Source organism: Bradyrhizobium sp. 139, from assembly GCF_023074175.1.
Classification (GTDB): Bacteria; Pseudomonadota; Alphaproteobacteria; order Rhizobiales; family Xanthobacteraceae; genus Bradyrhizobium.
In genome coordinates this window covers 149443-172950 of record NZ_JADPKS010000107.1, presented here as the reverse complement: position 1 = coordinate 172950, position 23508 = coordinate 149443, and the positions used below count along the sequence as shown (strand labels likewise).

Annotated in this window: 24 protein-coding genes and 2 pseudogenes; 19 read left to right on the top strand and 7 right to left on the bottom strand. The window is 64.3% G+C overall.

Features of this window, described 5'->3' with window-relative positions; translation table 11 throughout:
- Positions 1-354 precede the first annotated feature (354 nt).
- From IVA80_RS24880 to IVA80_RS24865, 4 genes and pseudogenes are all read left to right on the top strand, one after another.
- Positions 355-648: a hypothetical protein gene (locus tag IVA80_RS24880; RefSeq protein ID WP_247436658.1), complete on the top strand. Its 294-nt coding sequence runs from the start codon at positions 355-357 to the stop codon at positions 646-648.
- A 248-nt stretch (positions 649-896) separates the two neighbouring features.
- Entirely contained in the window at positions 897-1250 is a 354-nt protein-coding gene (locus IVA80_RS24875) for a hypothetical protein (RefSeq protein WP_247436655.1), read from the top strand.
- Positions 1251-1278: 28 nt separating this feature from the next.
- Positions 1279-1557, top strand: a pseudogene (locus tag IVA80_RS38665) (hypothetical protein); the annotation flags it as partial.
- A 61-nt stretch (positions 1558-1618) separates the two neighbouring features.
- Positions 1619-1822, top strand: coding sequence for a hypothetical protein (locus tag IVA80_RS24865; protein ID WP_247436652.1), 204 nt, complete (start codon positions 1619-1621; stop codon positions 1820-1822).
- 84 nt (positions 1823-1906) lie between these two features.
- Here the strand turns inward: IVA80_RS24865 and IVA80_RS24860 are convergent, their stop codons facing one another.
- Positions 1907-2164: a hypothetical protein gene (locus tag IVA80_RS24860; RefSeq protein WP_247436650.1), complete on the bottom strand. Its 258-nt coding sequence runs from the start codon at positions 2162-2164 to the stop codon at positions 1907-1909.
- Between the two features lie 280 nt (positions 2165-2444).
- Between IVA80_RS24860 and IVA80_RS24855 the strand changes: the two genes are divergently transcribed.
- A complete protein-coding gene (locus tag IVA80_RS24855) occupies positions 2445-2819 on the top strand; it encodes a hypothetical protein (protein WP_247436647.1) in 375 nt (124 codons plus the stop codon).
- A 3-nt stretch (positions 2820-2822) separates the two neighbouring features.
- Here IVA80_RS24855 and IVA80_RS24850 read toward each other — a convergent pair whose 3' ends face one another.
- Entirely contained in the window at positions 2823-4121 is a 1299-nt protein-coding gene (locus IVA80_RS24850) for a polysaccharide deacetylase family protein (RefSeq protein WP_247436644.1), read from the bottom strand.
- 160 nt (positions 4122-4281) lie between these two features.
- Positions 4282-5088, bottom strand: a complete 807-nt coding sequence (locus tag IVA80_RS24845; RefSeq protein ID WP_247436642.1) for a polysaccharide deacetylase family protein — start codon at positions 5086-5088, stop codon at positions 4282-4284.
- 82 nt (positions 5089-5170) lie between these two features.
- Between IVA80_RS24845 and mgtE the strand changes: the two genes are divergently transcribed.
- The 4 genes from mgtE to IVA80_RS24825 all read left to right on the top strand — a co-directional run bounded on the left by mgtE (position 5171) and on the right by IVA80_RS24825 (position 9092).
- Positions 5171-6592 (top strand): magnesium transporter, encoded by a 1422-nt coding sequence (gene mgtE / locus IVA80_RS24840; protein ID WP_247436639.1) that lies wholly within the window; start codon positions 5171-5173, stop codon positions 6590-6592.
- 180 nt (positions 6593-6772) lie between these two features.
- Positions 6773-7075: a helix-turn-helix domain-containing protein gene (locus IVA80_RS24835; RefSeq protein WP_247436636.1), complete on the top strand. Its 303-nt coding sequence runs from the start codon at positions 6773-6775 to the stop codon at positions 7073-7075.
- A gap of 147 nt (positions 7076-7222) precedes the next feature.
- A complete protein-coding gene (locus IVA80_RS24830; RefSeq protein WP_247436634.1) occupies positions 7223-8041 on the top strand; it encodes an aldo/keto reductase in 819 nt (272 codons plus the stop codon).
- Positions 8042-8090: 49 nt separating this feature from the next.
- Positions 8091-9092 carry a hypothetical protein gene (locus IVA80_RS24825; protein ID WP_247436631.1) on the top strand — a complete coding sequence of 334 codons (1002 nt, stop codon included), beginning with the start codon at positions 8091-8093 and terminating at the stop codon, positions 9090-9092.
- An 866-nt stretch (positions 9093-9958) separates the two neighbouring features.
- Here IVA80_RS24825 and IVA80_RS24820 read toward each other — a convergent pair.
- Positions 9959-10678 carry a DUF599 domain-containing protein gene (locus IVA80_RS24820; RefSeq protein WP_247436628.1) on the bottom strand — a complete coding sequence of 240 codons (720 nt, stop codon included), beginning with the start codon at positions 10676-10678 and terminating at the stop codon, positions 9959-9961.
- 123 nt (positions 10679-10801) lie between these two features.
- Here IVA80_RS24820 and IVA80_RS24815 point away from each other — a divergent pair, with 123 nt between their 5' ends.
- From IVA80_RS24815 to IVA80_RS24795, 5 genes and pseudogenes are all read left to right on the top strand, one after another.
- Entirely contained in the window at positions 10802-11464 is a 663-nt protein-coding gene (locus tag IVA80_RS24815; protein WP_247436625.1) for a glutathione S-transferase family protein, read from the top strand.
- Positions 11436-11709 (top strand): annotated as a pseudogene (locus IVA80_RS24810) (YidB family protein). Before IVA80_RS24815 ends, IVA80_RS24810 begins: the two are co-directional and overlap by 29 nt.
- A 190-nt stretch (positions 11710-11899) precedes the next feature.
- Entirely contained in the window at positions 11900-12103 is a 204-nt protein-coding gene (locus IVA80_RS24805; protein ID WP_084292202.1) for a hypothetical protein, read from the top strand.
- 155 nt (positions 12104-12258) lie between these two features.
- Positions 12259-13236, top strand: a complete 978-nt coding sequence (locus IVA80_RS24800; RefSeq protein WP_247436621.1) for a hypothetical protein — start codon at positions 12259-12261, stop codon at positions 13234-13236.
- A gap of 42 nt (positions 13237-13278) precedes the next feature.
- Positions 13279-13719, top strand: coding sequence for a DUF1489 domain-containing protein (locus tag IVA80_RS24795; RefSeq protein ID WP_247436618.1), 441 nt, complete (start codon positions 13279-13281; stop codon positions 13717-13719).
- A 2-nt stretch (positions 13720-13721) separates the two neighbouring features.
- On the opposite strand, the gene panC is transcribed toward IVA80_RS24795, so the two are convergent.
- Positions 13722-14573 (bottom strand): pantoate--beta-alanine ligase, encoded by an 852-nt coding sequence (gene panC / locus IVA80_RS24790; protein WP_247436616.1) that lies wholly within the window; start codon positions 14571-14573, stop codon positions 13722-13724.
- A gap of 283 nt (positions 14574-14856) precedes the next feature.
- Here panC and IVA80_RS24785 point away from each other — a divergent pair, with 283 nt between their 5' ends.
- The 4 genes from IVA80_RS24785 to IVA80_RS24770 all read left to right on the top strand — a co-directional run bounded on the left by IVA80_RS24785 (position 14857) and on the right by IVA80_RS24770 (position 18647).
- The gene (locus IVA80_RS24785; protein ID WP_247436614.1) at positions 14857-15777 is read left to right on the top strand and encodes a division plane positioning ATPase MipZ; all 921 of its coding nucleotides are present in this window, start codon (positions 14857-14859) and stop codon (positions 15775-15777) included.
- A gap of 342 nt (positions 15778-16119) precedes the next feature.
- On the top strand, positions 16120-16980 hold the full coding sequence (locus IVA80_RS24780) for an alpha/beta fold hydrolase (protein ID WP_247436611.1): 861 nt from the start codon (positions 16120-16122) through the stop codon (positions 16978-16980).
- A gap of 129 nt (positions 16981-17109) precedes the next feature.
- The gene (locus IVA80_RS24775) at positions 17110-17853 is read left to right on the top strand and encodes a VWA domain-containing protein (RefSeq protein WP_247436609.1); all 744 of its coding nucleotides are present in this window, start codon (positions 17110-17112) and stop codon (positions 17851-17853) included.
- 68 nt (positions 17854-17921) lie between these two features.
- Entirely contained in the window at positions 17922-18647 is a 726-nt protein-coding gene (locus tag IVA80_RS24770) for a DnaJ domain-containing protein (protein WP_247436607.1), read from the top strand.
- A 217-nt stretch (positions 18648-18864) separates the two neighbouring features.
- Here IVA80_RS24770 and IVA80_RS24765 read toward each other — a convergent pair whose 3' ends face one another.
- Positions 18865-20703 carry a D-alanyl-D-alanine carboxypeptidase gene (locus IVA80_RS24765; protein ID WP_247436605.1) on the bottom strand — a complete coding sequence of 613 codons (1839 nt, stop codon included), beginning with the start codon at positions 20701-20703 and terminating at the stop codon, positions 18865-18867.
- A gap of 387 nt (positions 20704-21090) precedes the next feature.
- Here IVA80_RS24765 and IVA80_RS24760 point away from each other — a divergent pair, with 387 nt between their 5' ends.
- On the top strand, positions 21091-21429 hold the full coding sequence (locus IVA80_RS24760; protein WP_247436603.1) for a phasin family protein: 339 nt from the start codon (positions 21091-21093) through the stop codon (positions 21427-21429).
- 75 nt (positions 21430-21504) lie between these two features.
- On the opposite strand, the gene IVA80_RS24755 is transcribed toward IVA80_RS24760, so the two are convergent.
- Positions 21505-23178, bottom strand: coding sequence for a TadE/TadG family type IV pilus assembly protein (locus IVA80_RS24755; protein WP_247436600.1), 1674 nt, complete (start codon positions 23176-23178; stop codon positions 21505-21507).
- Positions 23179-23508 lie beyond the last annotated feature (330 nt).

Sequence of the window (23508 nt, the reverse complement as noted above, 5' to 3'; positions counted from 1 at the left end):
GATTGCGAGATGCGCCATCGGTTGGCCGCCTCGGGATTGGCTGCATTGCTCGCCTTGACCGTCGTGCCCGTGTCGCCCGGCGCGCAGCCGACCCTGCAAGGGTGGGGGCCAGCGCTGCAGGGGACCATGCCGGATCCGTTCCAACAGCCCGCGCCGCAGAGGACGATGCCGGATCCCTTCGCCCCAGCCGTATCGCGGCCGGCGGCGAGGACCGAGCCTCCTCGAAGGACCGAGGCTCCTCGAAGGACTGTTCGCCGAGCCCGTCCCGCGCACAGGAAGCACCACGTCGTTCGTCCGACGCAGAATCAACGGAAGATTGCCGAAGGAGAGGGATACCGGCGGATAAGCGATCTGGTGAACTTCCCGAAGTTCTTTCCGAGTCTCGGCATCCTGTTCGTGAAGCCCGAAACCTTGCCGCTCGGACCGTTCCTGTGCTTCGACCGCAAGGACCGCCTGATGGCGACCGTATACATGGTTTCAATCAAGGACATCGACGATCACAAGGCGTTCGAGGTGCCGGCGTTCGCCGGCGCGACCGACCACGTCAACATCTACTTTAACCCGGGACATCCCGGGGTCGACGTCCCGCACTACCACTTCGTGATCTGGCACGTGACCAAGAAGGAGGAGGAGCGCGTCGCGAACTGACGCGGTCCTCGGCGAACCGGTTCGGCATTTTCGGCGCCGCCGCTTCAATCCGCGACGTTGAACCCGCCCTGCCTGAGCGCCGCGGCGACCTCCGCCTTTCGAGGGTGCGATTGAGCCTGAAAGGTACCGGTAGGCCGGAAATGCACTTCGCCGTTTTGACGCGTCCAAAAATGAGGGAATTACGCCGTTTCCGGCCTCAAGGCCAACATGGCAGGCTGCAACCGCCACGCGCGATGTCGAGGTTGGTCATGTCGGGTCCGTTGCAGATCGGTCTTCTGGTTTTTCCCCGCGTCACCCAGCTCGATCTCACAGCCCCCGCGCAGGTCTTCTCCGTGAGGGTCTGCATCGATCGCAATTGCATCACAGGCGGCGGCATCACCGCCGGGATCGATTTCGCGCTCACCCTGGTCTCGATGTTGAGAAGCCGTGTAGCAGCCGAGATGATCCAGCTGCGCATGGAATACAATCCCGCGCCGCCATTCGCGGCCGGCTCGCCGGATACGGCGTCGCCTGCGATCGTTGCAGCGATGAAGGAACGGGTCGCGCTGGCGCAGGCGCGGCGGCTGGCGTTTGTCAGGAAGGCCGTCGGCCGGAGAAGATAGCGCTGCGGTTGGGTCACTCATCGCCGACATGGGGCGCAATGCTGGAGCGGAGGGGGCCATGGCGACTTGTCGTGTTGAAAAGTTGCACTCGTGGCACAGCCGGCTTTGCCGTTTGACTTTCTGCGTGATCCTGATGCTGGGCCCGGTCGCGCTCACTGAGCGGAGCGCGGCGGCCGACTTCTCCGGCGGGATGGTCAGGATCGGCATCATCAATGATCAGTCCGGACCATTGTCGGACCTTGCCGGACCAGGCTCCGTCGTCGCGGCGAAGATGGCCGTCGAGGATTTCCAACGGGCGAGGCCGGGCCTGAAGGTCGACGTCGTCGTCGCCGACCATCAGAACAAGCCGGATATCGGCGTTCAAGCCGGTGGACGATTTCTATGCGCGAGGGGCACGGCTGCGCGCCGACAACAAGCTCGTGCACGATTTCTATCTGGTCGAGGTCAAGCAGCCCTCGGACGTCAAGACACCGTGGGATTACTACAAGGTCGTCGAGAAGATACCTGCCGAAGACGCCTTTCTCCCCCTAAGCCAAAGCGAGTGTCCGTTGCTCAAGGTCTCCGGAAACTAGCGTCGGCCGAAGCGGGCGAGGCGGACGGGGAAGCGGCGGAGACGTCTCTTCAATTCCGACGCAAGCCAGGCTCCCGCGGCCTCTTCAGCCATATTCCTCGCCGATTCCGTATTCCCGGTAGATCACAAGCGGATCCGTGTCCGGAAATAGGCGACATTTGGCTTGGGCGAGGTGCAGGCTCACCGCCGACGGCTCCTTGCCGTTCGCCAGCATCTTGCGGATATCGTCCATATGCGCGCTCGGCTGGTGCTTCGGCTCGAGCTGCTCCAGGGCGACCAGCGCGGTCGCAAGCGCCTCGGTCATAACCCAATCGTCGTGGCCGGTGATTCCATTCTTCGGCATCGGCAGACCTCGCATGCGAGTGGCGGCGACAGTCTATAGCGGCTTTGCCCGAATCTCCATCGAGCGCGCGCGTCTGCAAGCAGTGGCCCGCCATGGTTGCTTGCAGTATGGCCAAGTGTGGCTAAAAGGCGTCCGGCACGCGGGGTGATCTTATCCTTGCCGCAACGAAGTTGGCGTAGATGGGCTGCACGGCATTCAGGCTGGCCGGTCCGGCCTGTCAGGCCGACACCCAGAAATCGCAACAACTGTCCGGTTGCGCCTTCTCTCGGCTGGAGCCAGCATGGTCTTTCTTAGCTTCGTCTACCGCTTCGTGACCAACTTCGCATTCATGGCGATGGTCTATTTCAGCCTCAACTTCATGGAGAAATACCAGAACCGGGCGATCATCGCGATCCTGGTGCTGGTCTATGCCGGCATGCGCGCGGCCTCGACGCTGCGTGCGTTCTATTTCTTCCAGAAGATCGAGAAGCTTGAGGCGGAGACCAAGCGCCTGCAGGCTCCGATCAATGACGGTTCGGGCGGAACGAACGCACGCAAGCAGGTCCTGGCCGACGTTGCCCGGCTGCGCCGCGACGGCGAGCTCAAGTCCTATATGGACCTGTTTTTCCTGGCGCTGATCGTGCTGCTCTGCATCGCCAACATCATGCGGCAGTAGAGTTTACTGCGTGCGCTTCTTCAGGCTCGCGACGCGGGTCGGATGTGTCGCGGCACTCTTTGGTGTAGCACTCTTGGTGGCAGCGCTCCTGGGGGCAGTGCTCGTGGCTTGCGCGGCATGCTTCGCTCCGGCCGGCGCCGCATGTGCGGTCCGATGTCCGCGCGACTTGCCGGCCTTGCCCTTGGCCGCATGAGGCGTCTCGGCCGCCATCGCCAGCCGTGTCGCGGCGCGGCGCGACAACGTCGTCGACAACAGGACCTCGACCGAGCCCTCGGGAATCGCAAACAGATCGCGGCCAGGCACGGGCAGGGCGGCCGCGACATTCGCCAGCGCCAGGGTCTTGCGCGGCAGCAGCGGCTGATGCTCGGTCTGCCCGTCGAGATCGGCAAGCGAGGGCGCCGGCAGCGTTTTGGTCTGCGTGAACACGAAGTTCGGCACGGCCGGCCAGCGCGCGATCGGCACGGTCTCGGTCGGCGGATGCAGCAGCCATTCCAGCGGCGTGGTCGGCGTCGCCGGCCGATCGGCGGTCGCGGGCACCACATGCACGATGCGATAGCCGCGCGCCTTGAGGTCGCGGAGGATCTTCGGCAGCGCCGCAACCGTCCGCGCCTGGATATCGTGCAGCAGCAAAATGCCCTTGCCCTTGGCCTCCAGCCGCTGGATCGCGAGCTGGTAGACGCGGCCGGACGATACATGGCGCCAGTCGTCGGCGGGGAAGTCGGCGCTCCAGACCTGGATGCCGCGCGAGATCAAATAGTTCTCGACACCCTCGGCGCGCATCAGGCCGGGAATGCGGAAGAACGGCGCGAGCTTGGATGAATCGATCATCGCGGCCGAGGTCCACTCGATGCCGCCGTTGATCTGCGCCTCCGCCTTCTCGATCGGCATCCGGTCGAAGGTCAGCGGATGGTTCATGCTGTGCGTGCCGACGGTGTGGCCCGCCGCCACCAGCTTGCGCACCCCTTCCGGGTTCGCCTTGGCCTGTTCGCCGATGATGAAGAAGGTCGCCTTGATGCACTCGTCGGCGAGCATCTGGAGGATTTGGTTGGAATATTTCGGCAGAGGACCATCGTCGAAGGTCAGGACGACTTCATGGTCTTTCAGCGGCAGCGTTTCGCGGTACTGCATGGTGCCGATGCGCGGATGCTCGCGCGGATCGACCACGAGGGTGCGGGACGTTCCGAGCGCGTCCGGATGACCGGGACAGTCCGCAGCAAGGGCCGCCGATGAACCGACCACCAACAGGCCCAGACAGAGGACGATCCACGATCGCGTCCGAAAAACAACGCTGCTTCCGATCATGAACGCCGTCTGCCCCCTTACGCGATTGCCGCCTTGGTAGGTCGGAGGCGCCCGGAAACGGTTCAGGCGCAATACCCCTGCATGTTTGCACGGCGTAGCATGAACAGACTGTTAATAGGGCCCAAATCACCCCATTTTGCGCCGGCGTGACATTCCGGCATCAATGCGCGTCGGCGTTCTTCTGTGATGCGCCTGCCGGCACCAGGTGAACCACGCGGTAGCCGTTGTCCCGGAGGTATCGCAGGAAGGCCGGCATGATCGCGGCCGTGCGTGCCTTGGGGTCGTGGAAGAGGATGATGCCCTTGCCGGCGGCGGCGAGGCGCTCGGTGACGAGCTTCAATTCCTGTTCCGGCGTCATCTCGTTCCAGTCGCTGGCCCAGAGGTCGGCCCCGAACACGACGATGCCGCGCGACTGGAGCAGGTCGAGCTCGGCCTGCGTCTGTTCGAAATAGGGGAAGCGGAAGAACGGCGTCGAGGGCGTTGTGGTCGAGACCCCGTGTAGCGCAATCTCGTTGGCTGTGATGCCGCGGTTGATCTCGCTCTTCGCCTTCTCGAACGCGATCCGCGCCATGAACGGATGCGACCAGGTGTGATGGCCGATGGTGTGTCCCTCACGCGCGATGCGCTTGACCATGTCGGGATGTTCGGAGGCGTGCAGGCCGATCAGGAAGAAGGTCGCGCGCACGCACTCCTGCGCCAGCGCCGCCAGCACCTTCGACGTCGTCGGCGGGTGCGGGCCATCGTCGAAGGTCAGCACGACCTCGTGATCGGCGAGCGGCAGCGTCTGCGCAAAGCTCTTCAGGCCCACGCGCGGCGTGGTCTTGGCATCGACGCTCAGAACGCGCGAGGTGCCGAGCGCGTCCTTGCGCGGGCAGTCCGCGGCTTCAGCCGAGGCGATGCCGGTGAGGGCCGCGAACATCGCGCCCACCGAGATCGACGTCCATTTCAGCCGAAGCATCTTTGCCATTGCGCTCGCAGTTCGCTTGTGGGTATTGCCTGACCGTCAGCTCAGACCACTCGTTCCAACCTGTCAAACGGCGAGGCGCGCCATGGATGAACATATGGACCGTGCCCCATCCGCCGAGGCCTCGGTACTCGACCACGTTCCGATGCGCAACGAAGACGGCGAAATTCGCCACGAATTCGTCGAGGAGATCGCCCATGCGATCGAGGCTGGCGACAGCGCCGCGCTGCGCGCCTGCGTTGCCGAACTGCACGAGGCCGATCTCGGCGATCTGATCGGAGCGCTGGAGCCCGACGACCGCGTCCGGCTGGTCGAGCTGACCGGGCGGGATTTCGACTTCTCCGCGCTGAACGAGCTCGACGAGGGCATGCGCGAGGAGATCCTCGAGGAGCTGCCGCCGGAGACGGTTGCGGAAGGCGTCCGCGTGCTCGAATCCGACGACGCGGTCGAGCTGCTGGAAACGCTCGATCAGGAAGAGCAGGAGGAGATCCTCGAGAAGCTGCCCTTGCAGGAGCGCGTCGCGCTCGAGCGCAGCCTGCTTTATCCCGAAAATTCCGCTGGCCGGCGGATGCAGACCGAGTTCATCGCGGTGCCGCAGGGTTTCACCGTCGGGCAGGCGATCGACTACATGCGCGAGACGCCGGATCTGCCCGAGCGCTTCTACGAGATCTATGTCGTCGACAAGGACCAGCATTGGCAGGGTGCGGTCTCGCTCGACGTCCTGCTCCGCGCCCGCCGCCCGGTGGCGCTTGCCGAGCTGACCGACGAGGACCGCCGCCGCGTCTCCGTCCTGGAGGACCAGGAGGAGGTTGCGCGCATGTTCGGCAAGTACAATCTCGTTGCAGCCCCCGTGCTCGACACCCAGGATCGTCTGGTCGGCGTCATCACCGTCGACGACGTCGTGGACGTGATCGAGGAGGAGGCGGACGAAGACCTCAAGGCGCTCGGCGGCGTCAACAGCGACGAAGAACTCTCCGACACCGTGTTCACCATTGCGCGCGCGCGGTTCAACTGGCTGCTGGTCAATCTCGCCACCGCCTTTCTTGCATCCTCCGTGCTCGGCCTGTTCGAGGGCCAGCTCGAGAAGATGGTCGCGCTCGCCGTACTGGCGCCGATCGTCGCAAGCCAGGGCGGCAATGCCGCAACCCAGACCATGACGGTCGCGGTGCGCGCGCTTGCGACGCGCGAGCTCGGTTCCTCCAACGCCTGGCGCGTGGTGGTACGCGAAGGCATGGTCGGCCTCGTCAACGGCCTCGCCTTTGCCGTGATCACGGGCATCGCGGCCGTGGCGTGGTTCAAGATCCCGGGCCTCGGCATCGTCATCGGCCTTGCGATGATCTGCAACCTCATCGCCGGTGCGCTCGGCGGCATCCTGATCCCGATGGCGCTCGAACGTGTCAGGGCTGACCCGGCCGTGGCCTCCGGCACGTTCGTCACGACGGTGACCGACGTCGTCGGCTTCTTCTCCTTCCTCGGCATCGCGACGCTGTGGTTCGGGTTGAGGTAGGTCTCGCCTCCGTTCCGTCATTCCGGGCGCGCCGCTTGGCGCGAGCCCGGAATCCATTTTCGGCGTGCCCCGGTGCACGATGGATTCCGGGCTCGCGCTCCGCGCGCCACGGAATGACGGCTGCATCATCTTTAATCCGAACTTAAGCGACCTGCCGCAACATCGCCCGCGCTTGGGGGAATGAACATGCGGTTGCGGCTGAAGGCGGACGGACGAATCGTCGAGTTGCGGGATGGGCAGGAGTTTCCGGTCCAGCCGACGGCCCATGCGGCGCCGGGCGAGACCAGCTCGCTCGCCGTGCGGGATCTGCGCCGCCGCGCCTGTCTCACCCAGATGGAGTTCGCCGCAAAACTCGGCGTTCCCGTCGAAACCATCCGCAACTGGGAGCAGGGCAAGCGCGCCCCCCGGGGACCGGCCCGCGCGCTGCTCGCCGTGATTGCGCATGCGCCGGAGACGGTGTTCCAGGCGCTCGCCAAAGCCTGACGTCAAGGCTTGACGTCAAAGCCTGGCGCGAACCTGGCGTCAGCATTGCCGTGAATATCCGGCCTCGCAGCCGGCGGCCTCCGTTGGCACCGTGACGGGCGAGGTTCATAATGATGGTTGGGGCGACCGCACCAGAGAGGATTCCTCATGCTGTTCGTCGAGGCCAATGGCGCAAGGATTCCGGCGATCGGACTCGGGACCTGGGAATTGGACGGACGGCCTTGCGCGCGCGTGGTCGAACAGGCGCTGCGGCTCGGCTATCGCCACATCGATACCGCGCAGGTCTACGACAATGAGCGCGAGGTCGGCGACGGCTTGCGCGCCTCCGGCGTGCGCCGCGACGATGTCTTCCTCACCACCAAGGTCTGGACCAACCATTTCGTCCCCCACGATCTCGAGCGCTCGGTGAAGGAGAGCCTCGCCCGGATGCGGCTCCCATCCGTCGATCTCCTGCTGCTGCACTGGCCCAATTCGCACGTGCCGCTGGAGGAGACGCTGGGTGCGTTGTCGCATGCCAAGCGCATGGGCCTGACCCGCCATATCGGCGTCTCCAATTTCACGGTGGCGCTGATCGAGCAGGCGGTGGCGCTCTCGCCGGAGCCGCTCGTCTGCAACCAGGTCGAATATCATCCTTATCTGGACCAGGCGAAGGTGAGGGCGGCCTGCGACCGGCATGGGATGGCGCTTGTCGCCTACAGCCCGATCGCCAGGGGCCGCATCAAGACCGACCAGACGCTCGCAGGCATCGGCCGCGCGCATCACAAGACACCGGCACAGGTCTGCCTGCGCTGGCTGGTGCAACAGAATGTCGCTGCGATTCCGCGCACGTCCCGCGTCGAACGTCTGTCGGAAAACATCGAGATCTTCGATTTCGAGCTCTCGGACGACGAGATGGCCCGGGTCGCGGCGCTTGCCAGTCCGAAGGGCCGCCTGACCGATTTCGGCTTCGCGCCAAAATGGGATTGAGGGGGGACCGCGGTATGCTAGGAGCAGGGCGGCAACCCAAAGTCAGGCGATGGAACTGCGGAAGATCATACGGACGGATATTGCAGCGTCGGCGATCGCGCATGTGACGCTGGTGGCGCTGATCATCGTGATCAGCGAAGTCCATCCGTTCCACGCCACGCCGCCCGAGACGGTCTCTGTCGACATCGTCACGCCGGAGCAGGTGAAGCAGGAGGAGGCAAAGGCCGAGGAGAAGGCCAAGGAAGAGGTGAAGCAAGAAGCGAAGGAGAAACCGCCGGAGCCGCCCCTCGACCTGAAACTTCCGAAGCTGGATTTCACCGACAAGGACAAGGCCGCCGCGGCGCCGAAGCCTGCGGCCAAGCAGCAGGCCGCGGCACCGTCATCGCAGCAGCAGGCTTCGCCCGAACTGCAACGGCCTGCGCAGCAGCAACAACCGCAGCAGCAGCCTTCGTCGCCGCCGGAGCCGCGCGAGGCCAACGCACAGCCGCAACAGCCGCCGCAGCAACCTCCACCTCAGCCGATGCCGCAACCGCCGCCTCAGGCAATGCCGCAGCCACCGGCGACGCAGCAGCTTCCGATGCAGCAGCCGCCACAACCGATGTCGCCGCCGCCGGCCTATCAGGCCCCAGAGCCCGACGTCACGGTCAAATACGGCGTCATGCTGGGCCTGCCGCCTGAATTGCCGCCCGAACCGAAAGACGCCCCCAAGGATGACGGCGGCGATGCCAAGGATTCAATCGCGGCCAAGCTGCCGGCCGAAGTGATCGCCGAGCTTCGCCGACACTTGAGGAACTGCGCCAAGCTGCCGGCCGGGCTCGCGCCGACTGACAACGTCCACATCAGGCTGCGCACGGTGCTCGCCACCGACGGCACGTTGGCGCGCGAGCCGATCCTGATCGAAGCCCCGCCATCCGCAAAGGGCGTGGCCCTCGTGAAATCCGCCATGAGCGCGCTGCAAGCCTGCCAGCCCTACAAGATGCTGCCGGCCGACAAATACGGGGAATGGAAAGTGATGGACCTGCCGTTCAGCCCGCGGGATTTCGGCGGCTAACAAGTGGCATATCCGTCGGGCAAAACACCCGGCACGGTGTCAAGCACCGCGTGCAAAAATATTCCACTTTACCGAAATTCGGAAATGGCGTATGTATCGCGCATCCCGGCTCATCTTGAGGGGCGATCTTGTGTCGTCACGTTTCGCGAGCCGGGCTTGCGGTGGACGCGGCAGCGTCGGGCGCGAGAGGTCAAGGGCAGGGCGGATTGCTCTCCGTGAGCCCGAGGCTTCGCGCGGACGGACGGCGCTGTCAGGTTTGTCTCGCCAGCATTCTTCCGGCAACGTCGACAACGTCGGGAGATAATGTGGCGAGCAAGCGAACCGTGCGTACGGCAAAACCGTGTGGTCCTGACCGTCGTTGCTACGGTCAAGCTCTTGCGGATGCGGCATTTGCGTCAACCGGCGCGGTGTCGGCGACTTTCGCTGGGGTGAGGGAGGCCAGAAGGAACTCGGCTCCCGGGAGAGCACGGCATAAGCCGTCAACCATCGCGCAGGGAAGGCCGAGTGATTGGCTACACCTGTATGCCGTTGTGCGGTTTTTCTGCGTGTCCTTTTCGCGCAGCGGACCGCGGGTGCCAGCCGGCACCCGGCCTTCCCTGCGCTCTCTTGGCTCAAGAGGGTGGAGCGACCAAGCAAAGCTCGGGCGAATTGCGCCGCGAGGGCGCGAAGCTGTGTCTGCAAGACGTCGGATGGGTAGAGCGAAGCGAAACCCATCATGCTTCTGCGTGGATGAGACCTGATGGGTTTCGCTTCGCTCTACCCATCCTACGGGTGAGATGCGCGTTGGTGACGAGGCCCCTTGCCCCGCTCGCAATGACGATGGGGAGAAAGCCTGCGCCTCACTTCGCTCTCGTCACGCAGATGCATCAATGACCGCGCTTCTGGATCTGATCACCATCAGCCGCTAACTCCGGCGCCATCGCAGCCCATGCACTGGACGCAAACTGCCTTCGCCAGGTCACGATCACCACCGCCGCCGTGGTCACGAACAGCACCCAGGGGCTGACGAACCAGCCGAGATAGCCGAGCGCGAAGAAGAAGGCGCGCTGGCCGCGGTTGAAATGGCGGCCGGCGGATTCGAACAGGCGCGAGGTACGGATGACGTGCGCCTCGGCCTGCGGCGTATCGCGCTGGGAGGCCGGCGGCATGCCGCCGAACAGGATCGCGACATAGTTGAACAGGCGATAGGCCCAGGCGAATTTGAAGAAGGCGTAGACGCAGATCAGCACCAGGCCGACGCATTTCAGCTCCCACAGCGCGGGCGAGAGGCTGAGATCGATCGGCAGCTTGGCGAGGATGGTGATGGCGTCATTGGTGGCATGCAGCAGTGCCAGCGCGCCGCCAAGCGCGAACAGGCTGGTGGAAGCGAAGAAGGCGGTGCCGTTCTGGAGCGAGGCCATGATCTGCATGTCGACCATGCGCGTGTCGCGGTCGAGCAGGCGGCGCACCCAGACCTCGCGATAGCCGTTCATGCGCGCGGACAGACTGTCGCGGCCATAGGCCGAGTGTTCCAGCGTCAGGGCATAGACCAGCCATTCGATGATGAAGAAGCCGACCGCCGTGATGTCGACCCAATGCCTGCTCATGTCTCTCTCCTCGCGAGGATCGCAACGATTGCCACGCATGGCGAGGAGCGGCAACGATTGATTGGCGGCAGGTGATGGCGCTAAAAGCAGCCGCATCCAGAGGACTCGGGGAGGACCAGCGACATGGCAGCGCTCAAGCTCGCGATCGGAAACAAGAACTACTCGTCATGGTCGATGCGGCCATGGCTCGCATTGCGCGCCAATGACATCCCGTTCGTCGAGACCGTCATTCCGCTCTACACAGATAATCCCGCGGACAAGGATCAGATCCTGTCCTTCAGCCGCGCCGGCAAGGTGCCGGTGCTGGTCGATGGCGATATCACGGTGTGGGATTCGCTCAGCATCATCGAGTACGTCGCCGAGCGCTACCCGGAAGTGAAGCTGTGGCCCGACGATGTCGTCGCCCGCGCGCATGCCCGTTCGGTGTGCGCCGAGATGCATTCCGGCTTCATGGCCTTGCGCAACGAATGCGGCATGAACCTGCACCGCCCCGTGCGCGCCGTGACGCTGTCGGCGGACGCGTTGGCCAACATCGCGCGCGTGCAGGAGATCTGGCGCGAGTGCCGGGCGCGCTACGGTGCCAAGGGACCGTTCCTGTTCGGCCGCTTCGGTGCGGCGGATGCGATGTACGCCCCGGTCGTGCACCGATTCCGTACCTATGCGATCGAGGTCACGCCTGAGACCAGGGCCTACATGGATACGATGATGGCGCTGCAGGCGTTCCAGGAATGGACCCGCGACGGCATCGCCGAAACGCTTGTCATCGAGAGGTTCGAGAACGTCTGACCCGCGGAACGTGGTCTTGCCGGCGGTGCTGAGCGAGGTGCTCGGCAGCAACGATCAGGGTTGCCTCAGCGCGGTCGTCGCCAAGCTCCAGCAGGCCGGCTTCGGTGACCAGGATCAAATCCTGGCTCGGCAACGGCCAGAACCTGCCGATCTCGGCCGACCAGCTCGGCCAGATTCTGGCCCGGGAACTGCCAAAGGTCGTGGACCAGGCAAGCCTGGAGGGCCATCTGCCCTACGCCGCCTGACGGCCGATTCCAGCGGTCTTGCCGACACGCTATTGTTCCCGTTATCGCCCTGAAAAGACTTCAAAATTCGGGTGTTTGCCATGCACGCATGAGACTGGCCAAAAACGCCGCATGCGTGCTATACAGCCGCCCGGGTTTCCGGCCGGCCGTCGCAGTGGGACCATGGGCGAGGCAGGCGCTGTTTGAGTGAATGGAGAGGGTGTTGAAGCACAAATTCCCGATTGGAACGCGCGTATTGTTCACTGCCAGCAACGTCGCGCGCCCGGCTGCCAGTGGCTCGTACGAGATCATCCGCCTGCTGCCGACGGATGGCGACGACTGCCAGTACCGCATCAAGAGTTCGACTGAAGCGTTCGAGCGTGTCGCCAAGGAAAGCCAGCTCGCCCAATCCTGACGAATGACGGCGCCGTGCGTTGACGTCGCGGGCGAATTTGCTTCGCTCGCCGTCAAAACGCCCCCTTCGCCTCGACAAGGTGAACCGGGGGCAGCTGCCGACTCGCGGTGCTCGCTTGACCATTCGCTCTTTGCTCGCGTGAGGGGACGTCGCGCATGAACTGGGCATGGGCCACTTCGCTCGACCAAATCTGGCGCTCGCCGGCCCTCCCAATGTGGATGACGCTGGCAGCTGCCGGCTTCTTCGGACTGATTCTCATGATCACGCTCCTGCGCGCCGAGAAATCGGTCGCCAACGGCGCGCTGACCGTCATCACGCTGCTTGCCATTGCCATCGCGGTGGCTGCCACCGTGCGCGTCTATGGACCGGCGGAGCAGGCCGCCCCGGTCGAAGCGCGTGCGCAGGCGGCGGTCATCGCCAGCCTGCCGGCGCTGTCCTGTCTCGACGATCTCGCCGGCAATGCCGTGGGGATTGGCTGCGAGAAGGCGCTGTTCGGCGCGCCTGACGCGGCGGCTGCAGCCGTGGCCTACACCGCGGCCCGGATCGACCGGCTGACTGCGCTCGGCGACGCCGCATCCGCCGAGAAGAGTCTGACGCTGGACATGAAGGTGCTGCGCAAGGCCCTGGAGCACGATCGCTACGGCCTCGTGGCGCAGGTGCTGGTTGCGCGCGACGGCTGCACGCAGTTCGACTGCCCCGCCTTCCGCTCGCTGACCGATCAGCAGCGGATCGCTACCAACATGGACTCCCACCTCTACGACACGCTGGTCGCGCGCTATGCGCCGAGCTGGAACACGCCGGCGATGCCGGCCACTGCGGCGATTGCCGGGATGCAGCCGTCGATGCCGACGGGCAAACCGACCAGTGCGGAGTTCCCGAGCGCGTCATCGACGCCGCCGGTGAGCATCATGAATCCGGAGCCGCCCACGGCGGCGACGCGCCAGGCGGCGCCTGCCGCAGCTGCAGGGTCGGCGCCGCGCGCGCCCGCTGCGACCTCGGCGCAGGCCGCTGCTCCAGCGGCACCGGCTGCGAAGAAGCCGCCTGCGCCGAAGGCCGCGGCGCGTGCGCCGGCCGCAGCACCGGTTCCGCTCGCCCCGCCGGCCCCGGCTCCCGCGGCTGCGGATAACGAATAGTTCGGCATTCCAAATGCGCGGCTGCCCGGCTAATGCTGGGGCATGCCGCTACATCTGATCAAGCTCGCCGTCGGCTGCGACTCCGTCAAGGAATTGAAGGGGTGGATCGCCGAACGGATGCAGACCGCCAAGAAGAAGGGTCTGCCGCAACATCACATCCACATCACCCGCATGGTGCCCAAGCGCGACGCCGAGATCCTGTCGGGCGGATCGCTCTACTGGGTGATCAAGGGCGAGATCGCCGCGCGTGAAAAGATCATCGGCATCGAGCCGTTTCGCGACAAGGACGGCATCGGTCGTTGCCGGATCGTGATGCAGCCGAAGGTGATCTCGGTATTGCCACGGCCGATGCGCCCGTTTCAGGGCTGGCGGTATCTCGCCGACGACTCCGTGCCGTCCGATCTCGGCAAGTCGGCCGCCGGCTCGATCGCGGCGATGCCGGAGCCGATGCGGCGCGAGCTGCGCGATCTCGGACTGCTCTAGATCTAGACCGCGATATTGTCGATCAGCCGGGTGCTGCCGAGCTTGGCCGCCACCAGGATCCGCAAGGGGCCGTCCTTGCGCGAGGTGACCGGCGCCAGCGTCTCGGCATGGCGCGCCTCGAAATAGTCGAGCGCAAAGCCGGCCGCTGTGATCATCCCGGCGCCGCGCGCCATCGCGGGTGCGATCGCTTCGCCGGCGCGGATGCGCCCGGCGCTGTCCTTCATGGCGCGGTAAAGCGTGGTTGCGGTCTGCCGCTCCTCGGGCGAGAGATAAACGTTGCGCGAAGACATCGCGAGCCCGTCGCGCTCGCGCACGGTGCGGGAGCCGGTCACCTTGACGCCGAGGTCGAGGTCGCGCGCCATCTGCGTCACCACCCGCAGCTGCTGAAAGTCCTTCTCGCCGAAGATCGCGACATCCGGCCGGCACTGCGTGAACAGCTTGCCGACAACAGTGGCGACGCCGCCGAAGAAGTGCGGCCTGAAGCGGTCCTCCAGGCCTGCAAGCGCCGGTCCCTCCGGCACGATGCGGGTGGCAAAGCCCTCCGGATACATGGCCTCGACGCCGGGATGCCAGACGATATCGACGTTCTCGGCTTCGAGCTTGGCGATATCGGCCTTCCAGGTCCGTGGATAGGCACCAAAGTCCTCGGTCGGGGCGAACTGGGTCGGGTTGATGAAGATCGACACCACGACGCGACTCGCGCGCCGCTTCGCGAGGCGCACCAGCGACACATGTCCGTCATGGAGTGCCCCCATGGTCGGGACCAGCGCGATGTTGGCCTTTCGCTTGCGAAGATTGTCGACGGCGCGTCGCAGGGCGGGGACCGTGCGGGCGATCAAAGGGCTTCGTGACATCAGGACTCGACAGGTTGGGAATGGGAGCCGGGCGCGTCCCGGCGCCCGGCCGGCTAACCTTAACAAGCGCCGCGCATCGACGCCACGCATCCGGATGCGGCACAGCATCCCGCGCGAGGCCGCGCACGATGTCGCGACAGCGTGGGCTGGATCACAGACGAGAGGAGGCGCCGCGATTCATCATGAAGAACGGCGCACTGGGATAGCATTGGCTGTCACGCATTTCACTTGACCGCAGAGGCGGCCAACTCGAAGATATTCGTTAGGAGTGTTGAGGATCGCTATGCTTGTGCAGGCTAGCCAAGGCCAATCCGGCTCGGCGCATGTGGTCGTGCTCGGCAACGAGAAAGGCGGCTCCGGCAAGTCGACCACCGCTCTGCACATCGCGGTCGCGCTGCTGAAGGCCGGCCAGCGCGTCGCCACCATCGACCTCGACTGCCGTCAGCAGAGCTTTACCCGCTACATCAACAACCGTTCCGCCTGGGCGCGACGCACCGGCCTCGGCCTCGAGCTGCCGCTGCATCGCTGCATCAAGCTCGGCGAGACCATGCAGGTCGCCGAGAACGAGAATTCCGAGTTCCTTCAGTTCATGGAGGCGGTCTCGGCGGTCGAGAGCAGTTTCGATTTCATCGTCATCGATACGCCCGGCACCGACAGCTACTTGATGCGCCTTGCGCACTCGATGGCCGACACGCTGGTCACGCCGATCAACGACAGCTTCCTCGATTTCGACGTGCTCGGCACCGTCGATCCCGCCAACTACGCAGTGACGGGCGAGAGCCACTATGCGGAGATGGTGCGGGATACCCGCCGCAAGCGGCGCCAGCTCGACGGCTCCAGCACCGACTGGATCGTCGTGCGCAACCGTCTGTCGATGCTCGGCTCCCGCAACAAGCAGCTCGTCGCCGATAGCCTGAAGGATCTGTCGCTGCGGCTCGGCTTCCGCTACGTCGACGGCTTCGCCGAGCGCGTCGTCTATCGTGAATTTTTTCCGCGCGGCCTGACCGCGCTCGACGAGATCGACGAGGCGACACTCGGCATGCGACCCAATCTCGGCCATCTCACCGCACGGGAAGAGGTGACGGGCCTGCTCCGCCAGCTCAAGCTGCCGCTCGACGAGCGCGGCCGCCGCCGCGCCGCCAACCGCGCCGAGTGGTTCAGCCAGGTCGACAAGCCGCTCGAGGTTCACGATATCCTCGCCTGAGGCGGCGGTATGTCGCTACTTCCAGTCGATTGAAGCTGCCGGTTCCCGCGGGAACTGAGCGGGCGCCTGTCCGTTTTCACCCCGCGTTTACCGCGAAATTGAACCCAATCGAGACCGTTGCGCCGGATGGTGAGCTGCACCTTGACGTAGCCGCCTGAGAACGGGATGCCCAACAAATGTGTGCGACGCACAATGAAAGGGCTGCCAGTTCACAATATTTGGCCTTCCTGTCACGCGGCTGTGACATATATTAGCGATAGGCGACCAGGGGCCGAAGAGCTCCGGAAGAACACGATTTTCAACAGGGATTCAGGCCGCGAGAGCCTGAGGCTGAGGACGAAAATGAAGCGTGGAATTGCCGTTCTGGTTTCGGTCAGTGCCCTCTGCGGCGTCGCCTATTTCACGGTGAGCAAGTGGGCGATCAAGCACGAGACCATCACCTTCTACGACGCCTCGCGCGACAACCGTCCCGTGCCTGTCGATATCGCAGTCCGCCGCGACAAGGAAATGCAGGCCAATGCCGGCATGATCACGCTGCCGGTTGCCGTGATCAATCACGGCAACACTGTCAAGAATACCGAGTACGGCTTCCTCGCCAACATCTTCGCGGCGCGCGGCTATATGGTCGTAAGCCCGCAGCATGATTTGCCGACCGATCCGCCCATGGTGACCAAGCCCGGCGAACTCTATGTCGGCCGGCTGCCGCAGATCCTGCGCGGCGTTGCCAATATCCATCTCGCCATGCAGGAGATGAAGAAGGCTCAGCCCAATGCCGACTACGAGCGGGTGACGATGGTCGGCCACTCCATGGGCGGCGACATCACGATGTATTTCGCCAAGCAGTATCCGGATGAGGTCAAGAAGGTCGTCACGCTCGACAATCTGCGCGTGCCTTTCGTCACTGCCGGCAAATTCAAGATCCTGTCGTTCCGTTCGCAGGATCCGCAGTTCAAGACCGACGCCGGCGTGATCCCGACCGACGAGGAGTGCGAGAAGGCCGGCATCCAGGTCGTGAAGACCGATTTCCAGCACAATGACATGCGCGACACCGGTCCGGATGCGGCCAAGAACTCGATCCAGGGCATGCTCGACAAGTTCCTGACCGATACCGACAGCGCCGTGGCACCCGTCGATACGCGTTCGGCCCCACCCAATATCCTGGAGCCCGGTCCGGTTGCTCTGATGGCGCCCGCCAAGAGCTGACACCGACACAGCTGCGATCGTCAGCACGACTTGCAAAGCCTCCGCCGGCATCCGCCCGCGGAGGCTTTGCACATTGACCAGGCAGCATGCGCTATCCACATTAGCAGTTCAGACAAGAAGCGAGCAGGGATGCCCGGCGAACCCGTCAAACCGCGCGGCCGTGATGCCGCCTCGAGCCAAGCCGGCGGCGCGCTGCCTCAAGCCAGCACCTCGGAGGACATTGCTGCGTTCGTCGCCAAGGCGCGTGCACTTTCGCCGCATGCCCCCGGCGCGAAGGGGCGGCTGATTTTTGCGCTGGATGCGACGATGAGCCGGCAGCCGACCTGGGACATGGCCTGTGCGCTCCAGGCGGACATGTTCCGCGAGGCTGCAGCCATTGGCAGTCTCGACATCCGGCTCGTCTACTATCGCGGCTTCAACGAGTGTCGCGCCACGGGCTGGATCTCGGATAGCGCCAGGCTCGCGACGCTGATGAGCAGAATCGACTGTCGCGGCGGCGACACCCAGATCGGCAAAGTGCTGAGCGACGTGCGCCGCGAAGCTGTCGCTTCGGGGGTGCGTGCTGTCGTCTTCGTCGGCGATGCCATGGAGGAGAGGGTCGACGAGCTCTGCGCCAAGGCCGGCGAACTCGGTATGCTCAAGGTGCCCGTGTTCGTGTTTCAGGAAGGCGACGACGCCGTGGCCGAGCAGGCCTTCCGCGAAATCGCGCGGCTGACCGGCGGGGCCTGGTGCCGGTTCGATCCCGGCGCGGCGGCGCAGCTCCGTGAGCTGTTGCGGGCAGCCGCGGCCTATGCCGCCGGCGGTCGCGAGGCGTTGCTAAAATTGGCACAAAGCGCGAGCGGCGCGGCAAAACTGCTCGGCCAGATGAAGTAGCGCTGGCGCGGTCTGTGGCGGGACAAGGACATCATGCTTTTTGACAACCGGGCGACTATATTCCGGCCATGACCCTGATCGCCGGCGCCGTCGCCGTTATGACGCTTTATTTGCTGCTCCAGATGTTCCGCTCCGCCAATCCGGCGGTGCTGGCGCGCACCATCAAGTTCGGTGGCGGCGTGGCGGCCCTCGCGGTCGCAGCGTTCACGGGCCTGCGGGGCGAGCTGGTGGTGGCAATCCCGCTCGGGATCTTCGGCGCCGGGCTCCTGGGCTGGACGCCATTGGCGAACGCAGGCTTCGGCAATATCGGCGGGCTGTTCGGCGGTGGCGCGACGCGCCCATCCGGACAGGCCTCGCGTGTGCGCTCGCAATTCCTGGACATGCGGCTCGACCATGATTCGGGCCAGCTCACAGGCCAGATCGTCGCCGGGCCCCTTGCCGGGCGCGGTCTCGAGGAGTTCGATCTCGCTGGCCTGCTGGCGATGGTCCCGGCGTTCGACGCCGAGAGCGTGGCCTTACTTGAAAGCTATCTGGACCGCCGGTTTCCCGCTTGGCGTCAGAACGCGCAGGGCGATGCGGCAGGGCGGCAGCGCCGCACGGCGCCGAGCGGCAAAATGACGGCGGAGGAGGCCTATCAGATCCTTGGCTTGCAGCCGGGCGCGGGACGTGACGACATCAGCAGGGCTCACAAGTCCCTGATGAAGAAACTCCATCCCGACCAGGGGGGCTCGACGTATCTCGCCGCCCGTGTAAACGAGGCCAAGGATACTCTGCTTCGTACGCATAACGGCTAACTCCGGCACCACGCTACAAACGCCCGTACCGCGTGAATTCCGCTTGCTCTGTTTGCCGTCGCCCCGATGCCCGCCATTGTCGGCGTGGTCGATCCCTTGAGCAAAGTTTTAACCGTAAATTCTTGACGAGAGGTTGTCGCGGAACTGGCATCGCCGCTCGTCCAAACAAAAATGCCCGCGCAAGGCGCGGGCATTTTGATGGGAGCGGTACGACAGATCAGTTGCGGACGGTGATACAGGAGATGTCGGCGCGCTTCAGGGCGCGGCAGACGGCTTCGGCCTGGTCCCGCTCGAGCCCGGCGAAGCGGGCCCGGTAAAGCTTGCGATTGTCCTTGGCGACGACCGGTTCGGTGAACGGGTCGGCCCTGCTGAGCAGGCCGCGGGCCGAGCTGCGCGCCGCATCGATGCGCTGCTGGGCTTCGTTCTCGCTGTCGAGCGCGCCGACCTGGACGATCCAGCCGCTATGGGTGACGACTGGCTTAGTGGTGGCGCTCATCTGGATCGGCTGCGGCGCAGGATCAGCCGAAGCGAGCCTCGCAGCAGCTGGAGCGGGCGCAGCCGTCGTTGCGGCCGGCAGCACGCCCAGAATGCCGTTGCCGGTGCCGAAGCCCGCCGGCTGCCGCGGCAGCTCGGCGCGGGCGATCTCGGCCTTCGGCGCTTCCGGTTGACTCATGATCTCGGGTTTGTTGATGAGATCGGCCCGGGCGACGACGGCACCGGAGGTTTCCGCGACGTCGGAGCGGGACGCAATCGTGCTCGTGACCTGCGGTGCGACCTGAGCCGGGGCGGCGGAGGCGACCTTCACGGTGCCGGCCTTGACCTGAACGGTCTTCACCCGGACCGGCTTCATCGGCTCGGATGACCCGGGAATGATGGAGAGCGGCTGGCTCGAGATCACGCCATTGGTGAGCGGTGCGGGTTCGATCCTGGACTCGGTCGGCCGAACCTCAGGCTTGTTGGTTTCAGGCCTCGGCTGAGCCGGCGGCATCGCGGCGGTCGCTGCTGCCAACGCCGACAGGCGCGAGGCGAGCCGCTGCGGGGCCGCTTCGGGGGGCTGCTGAACCTGAGTAGCGGGGCGGGCCGGCGTCTCCGAAGCATCGGCGACGTTGGGATTGGCGTCAGCGCCGTTGCGCTCGGTGACAGCGACGACGGTGTGGGTGGTCGCGCCCTTGTCGAGGTTCTCCGCGAGCAGGTTACGCATGATGGCGTCGCGCGAGCCGCCGCTGCGGCCGCCGAGCACCACGCCGATCAGGTGGCGGTTGCCGCGGCGCATCGAGGTCACGAGGTTGAAGCCGGAGGCGCGGGTGTAGCCGGTCTTGATGCCGTCCACGCCCTCGACGCTGCCGAGCAGGTGGTTGTGGTTCCGGATCGACTGTCCGCGCCAATTGAACGTCGAGGTCGCGAAATAGCGATAGTAGCGCGGGAAGCGCTCCTGGATGGTGCGGCCGAGCGTGGCCTGGTCGCGCGCGGTCGTGACCTGCTCGTCGTTGGGAAGGCCGTTGGCGTTGCGGTAGACCGTCTTGGACATGCCGAGCGAACGCGCCTTGCGCGTCATCATCTGGGCGAAGTCGTCCTCGTCGCCGGCGATCGCTTCCGCGATCACCACGGCTGCGTCGTTGGCCGAGCGGGTGACGAGACCCTTGATCGCGTCCTCGACGCGAATGGTCTGGCCGGCACGCAGGTTCAGTTTGGTCGGATCCTGATCGGCGGCGTGCTGCGACACCGGCATCTCGGTGTCGAGCTTCATCTTGCCGGACTCCAAACGCTCGAACAGCAGATAGAGCGTCATGATCTTGGTCAGCGAGGCCGGATGGCGGATTCCGTCGGGGCTCGTTGCCTGAAGCACGGAGCCCGAATTGCCGTCGACGATGATCGACGCGAATTTCGGGCTGGAACTCTCGGTCACGTCGCGCTGCACCCGGTGATGCGTGTAATGGCGCCGGTGGCGCCGCGCCTCGGCCGCATCAGTGGTGAAGACGACTACGGCGGTGACCGTAAGAAGCCCGAAAACGCCAACCCGCGTCCAGCGCGAGGAAGACAAGTTTTTACGAAGCATGAAACCCCGTCCCCGTTTCTGACTTGATCACCGGCTCGTGAGGCGAAATTGTGCCCACTGGACCCGGGATCATTACCTGCTCAGGCTGTCCCTCCGCTGGTGTTCGCCGCGGGGGACGTTGGACCTGAACCGCTGTTCTGGCTAAGGTGATGTTCTCAAACGGCTTTGACCGTTCGCGGAAGATGAACACGTCCAGGGAATCAGGGTAGAGCTCCGCGGTTTCCAAAAGCTTAAGGAACCCTTGCGGGAAACCCCGGGAATCTCCGCGACTTGCATCCAATTTTGTGCGGCGCACAAGATTCTTGACTTTTTTGTGCGTTGCACTATTTGTGGACAGAGTCAGGGAGCCGGGGCTTCCCGACATGAGCTAGGGAAAAGGATTCCAAGATGTTCAAGGTTGAAGACTTCCAGAACTACGGGAAAGAACATTTCGAGCAGTACGTCGCCTCCGCGACCACGGTGCAGCACGGCCTCCAGGCGATCGCAAGCGCCTATGGCGACTACACCAAGAAGTCTTTCGAAGACACCAAGTCCTTCGTCGAGAAGCTTTCCGGCGTAAAGTCGCTGGACAAGGCCATGGAAGCGCAGACTGACTTCGCCCGTTCCGCCTACGAGACCTTCGTTGCGGAATCGCAGAAGATCGCCGGCCTCTACAGCGACCTCGCCAAGCAGGCGTTCAAGCCGGTCGAGACCATCGTGTCGAAGTTCACCCCGGCCGCCCACTAACGCCTTCTGGAATTCCCGGAATCGAAAAGCCCGGCTGGTTCAGCCGGGCTTTTTTTATTTTCGAGAACGTTCGGATTACTTGGCGACGCGGAGCTTGGAGATCTGCGTGAGGATGTTCTTGAAGGCGTCGGATGTCTCGGACGACTTCGTGATCATCTGGAAATTGCCGTTGGTCGCGCAGTCCTGCAGCACCTGGGATTTTGCGTCCTTGTTGCTGATGTTGACCTGGATCGTGAAGATCGTGACCGGGTTTGTCGTGTCAGCCTTGATGTTCTGACAGAGGATCTCCTGGCGGCCGTCAATGCTCGACTGGCTCGTGCTCCAGCGGTTCTGGGTGTTCAAACCGTCGGATAGCAGCACGATGTAGTCCTTGTAGACGTAGTTGCTGGCCTTGGCCGGTGCCGCGATCGGCCCGTTGGTCGTGCTGAGTGATTGCCATCCCCACGCGAGGCCCACGGCCTGGTTGGTATTGCCGCTCGGAGACATCGCCGTGATCTGGTCCTTGAGCGACTGCCACTGATTGCTCATCGGAAACACGGTGGCCGGAAGGCAGCCGGACCACTGTTCTGCATAGAATTGCGAGGAGGGGCTTGCCGAGCTTGAGCCCGGTGCGGTGTTCTTGGTGTCGTAGTCCTGATCGCGATCGTTGACGCAGCCGGTCCAGGTGCTGCGCGGAGGGGCCGCCGCTGCCGTTGCAGCGGTGCCGTCACCGCGCCAAAGGTGACAGATCTTGCTTGAGCCGCTGCCCGTGCAGGTACAGGCCGTGTTCGATCCGCAGCTTGCGGTTGACCCGGTGACCGTCGTGTAACACCCGTTGTAGTAGATGCCGCTCTTGCCCGCGCGCTTGTTGCCACTGTCGATGCTGGGACAAATGTACCCGGCATAAGTACCGGTCCAAGGAATTTTACCGTATGGCGCAGCCTGCGCACCGGGCAACGTCGCCGGCCGGTCCATGCAGGTGAAGCCCTGACTGTTGTTCGTGAACGGGCAATCCGATCCGCCGATGGCCGAGTTGAAGCTGTTGGATTTGTTGTTGACGAGGATCGGCGGCTCGCCTTCCCACTCGGTCCAATTCAGCCACGACGCACTGAGATTGCTGGTGCCATTCGTGGTACCGACGTTGACGTCCTTCGCGAACGGGATGATCGAGATGTAAACGTCGCCGGTCTGCTTGTTGTAGCCCGACAGCGTGTCGATCATGTCCTTGGCCGCGGTTTGCATGGCGCCCATTTTGCCGTTCGAAGCCATCGATCCCGTGTTATCCAGGATCATCGCCACGCGCATGCGGGTGTTTCCCCATGCCGCAGTCGAAGTCGCATTGACCGGAAGTGTGGGATAGCCCGCGATCTGCATGAAATCGGTGGGCATGGTGCCCGACCCCGTGACCGCGATGTTTGATATGCCGTTGGAGTCCTTAGGTGTGTAAGTCGCGTGGATTTGGGCGCTCGACACCGTGCCGCTGGGACCCGTGTAAAGGCCGACGAAATAGGACTTTGCCTTGGCCTCGATCTCGGATTCCGAGATGGTGCCGTTGGTCAGATCCTTGGAGACCATCAGCGTTGCCGAATCGAGCGCGGCCTGCAGCGAGCTGCGCGCATGGACGGCGCGGCTATAATCCAGCGCGGCACCGACGAAGCCTAGGACCGGGATAAGCGCGATGGCGAAGATCACGGCGATGTTGCCTTGCTCGGCGCCGGCAAAACGGGCGAGCTGTCGACCGATACGGCTGACAACGGGCAGGCGAAACATGGCGATCCCCAAGATCTGTGATTTTGCCCGATTTGACGCTACGCGATTGAACGGCAGGTAAATGGGACCGTAGAAAACCGGAGATATCCCGCGAAACCGCCTCAACGGCCGGGTTCCTGGTCAAGATGTTCTAAACGGTCGAGGCGGAAATTTTTGTCAAATCGGTCTGGATTGATTAACCTTGGTCAGGATCGTCCGGACCGGGAATCGGGACTGCCTCGGCCATATCGGCCAGACCGTTGTACGCTTGCGGCGAGCCGGGGGCAGGCCCATATTCCCCATAATCGATCCGGGCCTGACCGGACCGGTTGGAAGCGGCGATCCAACAAG

What these genes read in the sequence shown, in the direction of transcription:
- IVA80_RS24815 (WP_247436625.1), top strand. Translation starts at nt 10,802, where the DNA reads ATGGCAGCGCTCAAGCTCGCGATCGGAAACAAGAACTACTCGTCATGG.
- IVA80_RS24765 (WP_247436605.1), bottom strand. Translation starts at nt 20,703, where the DNA reads ATGCTTCGTAAAAACTTGTCTTCCTCGCGCTGGACGCGGGTTGGCGTT.
- IVA80_RS24785 (WP_247436614.1), top strand. Translation starts at nt 14,857, where the DNA reads ATGCTTGTGCAGGCTAGCCAAGGCCAATCCGGCTCGGCGCATGTGGTC.
- IVA80_RS24845 (WP_247436642.1), bottom strand. Translation starts at nt 5,088, where the DNA reads ATGGCAAAGATGCTTCGGCTGAAATGGACGTCGATCTCGGTGGGCGCG.
- IVA80_RS24775 (WP_247436609.1), top strand. Translation starts at nt 17,110, where the DNA reads ATGCCCGGCGAACCCGTCAAACCGCGCGGCCGTGATGCCGCCTCGAGC.
- IVA80_RS24760 (WP_247436603.1), top strand. Translation starts at nt 21,091, where the DNA reads ATGTTCAAGGTTGAAGACTTCCAGAACTACGGGAAAGAACATTTCGAG.
- panC (WP_247436616.1), bottom strand. Translation starts at nt 14,573, where the DNA reads ATGTCACGAAGCCCTTTGATCGCCCGCACGGTCCCCGCCCTGCGACGC.
- IVA80_RS24825 (WP_247436631.1), top strand. Translation starts at nt 8,091, where the DNA reads ATGGAACTGCGGAAGATCATACGGACGGATATTGCAGCGTCGGCGATC.
- IVA80_RS24755 (WP_247436600.1), bottom strand. Translation starts at nt 23,178, where the DNA reads ATGTTTCGCCTGCCCGTTGTCAGCCGTATCGGTCGACAGCTCGCCCGT.
- IVA80_RS24795 (WP_247436618.1), top strand. Translation starts at nt 13,279, where the DNA reads ATGCCGCTACATCTGATCAAGCTCGCCGTCGGCTGCGACTCCGTCAAG.
- IVA80_RS24835 (WP_247436636.1), top strand. Translation starts at nt 6,773, where the DNA reads ATGAACATGCGGTTGCGGCTGAAGGCGGACGGACGAATCGTCGAGTTG.
- mgtE (WP_247436639.1), top strand. Translation starts at nt 5,171, where the DNA reads ATGGATGAACATATGGACCGTGCCCCATCCGCCGAGGCCTCGGTACTC.
- IVA80_RS24820 (WP_247436628.1), bottom strand. Translation starts at nt 10,678, where the DNA reads ATGAGCAGGCATTGGGTCGACATCACGGCGGTCGGCTTCTTCATCATC.
- IVA80_RS24800 (WP_247436621.1), top strand. Translation starts at nt 12,259, where the DNA reads ATGAACTGGGCATGGGCCACTTCGCTCGACCAAATCTGGCGCTCGCCG.
- IVA80_RS24780 (WP_247436611.1), top strand. Translation starts at nt 16,120, where the DNA reads ATGAAGCGTGGAATTGCCGTTCTGGTTTCGGTCAGTGCCCTCTGCGGC.
- IVA80_RS24805 (WP_084292202.1), top strand. Translation starts at nt 11,900, where the DNA reads ATGGAGAGGGTGTTGAAGCACAAATTCCCGATTGGAACGCGCGTATTG.
- IVA80_RS24855 (WP_247436647.1), top strand. Translation starts at nt 2,445, where the DNA reads ATGGTCTTTCTTAGCTTCGTCTACCGCTTCGTGACCAACTTCGCATTC.
- IVA80_RS24875 (WP_247436655.1), top strand. Translation starts at nt 897, where the DNA reads ATGTCGGGTCCGTTGCAGATCGGTCTTCTGGTTTTTCCCCGCGTCACC.
- IVA80_RS24830 (WP_247436634.1), top strand. Translation starts at nt 7,223, where the DNA reads ATGCTGTTCGTCGAGGCCAATGGCGCAAGGATTCCGGCGATCGGACTC.
- IVA80_RS24850 (WP_247436644.1), bottom strand. Translation starts at nt 4,121, where the DNA reads ATGATCGGAAGCAGCGTTGTTTTTCGGACGCGATCGTGGATCGTCCTC.
- IVA80_RS24860 (WP_247436650.1), bottom strand. Translation starts at nt 2,164, where the DNA reads ATGCCGAAGAATGGAATCACCGGCCACGACGATTGGGTTATGACCGAG.
- IVA80_RS24770 (WP_247436607.1), top strand. Translation starts at nt 17,922, where the DNA reads ATGACCCTGATCGCCGGCGCCGTCGCCGTTATGACGCTTTATTTGCTG.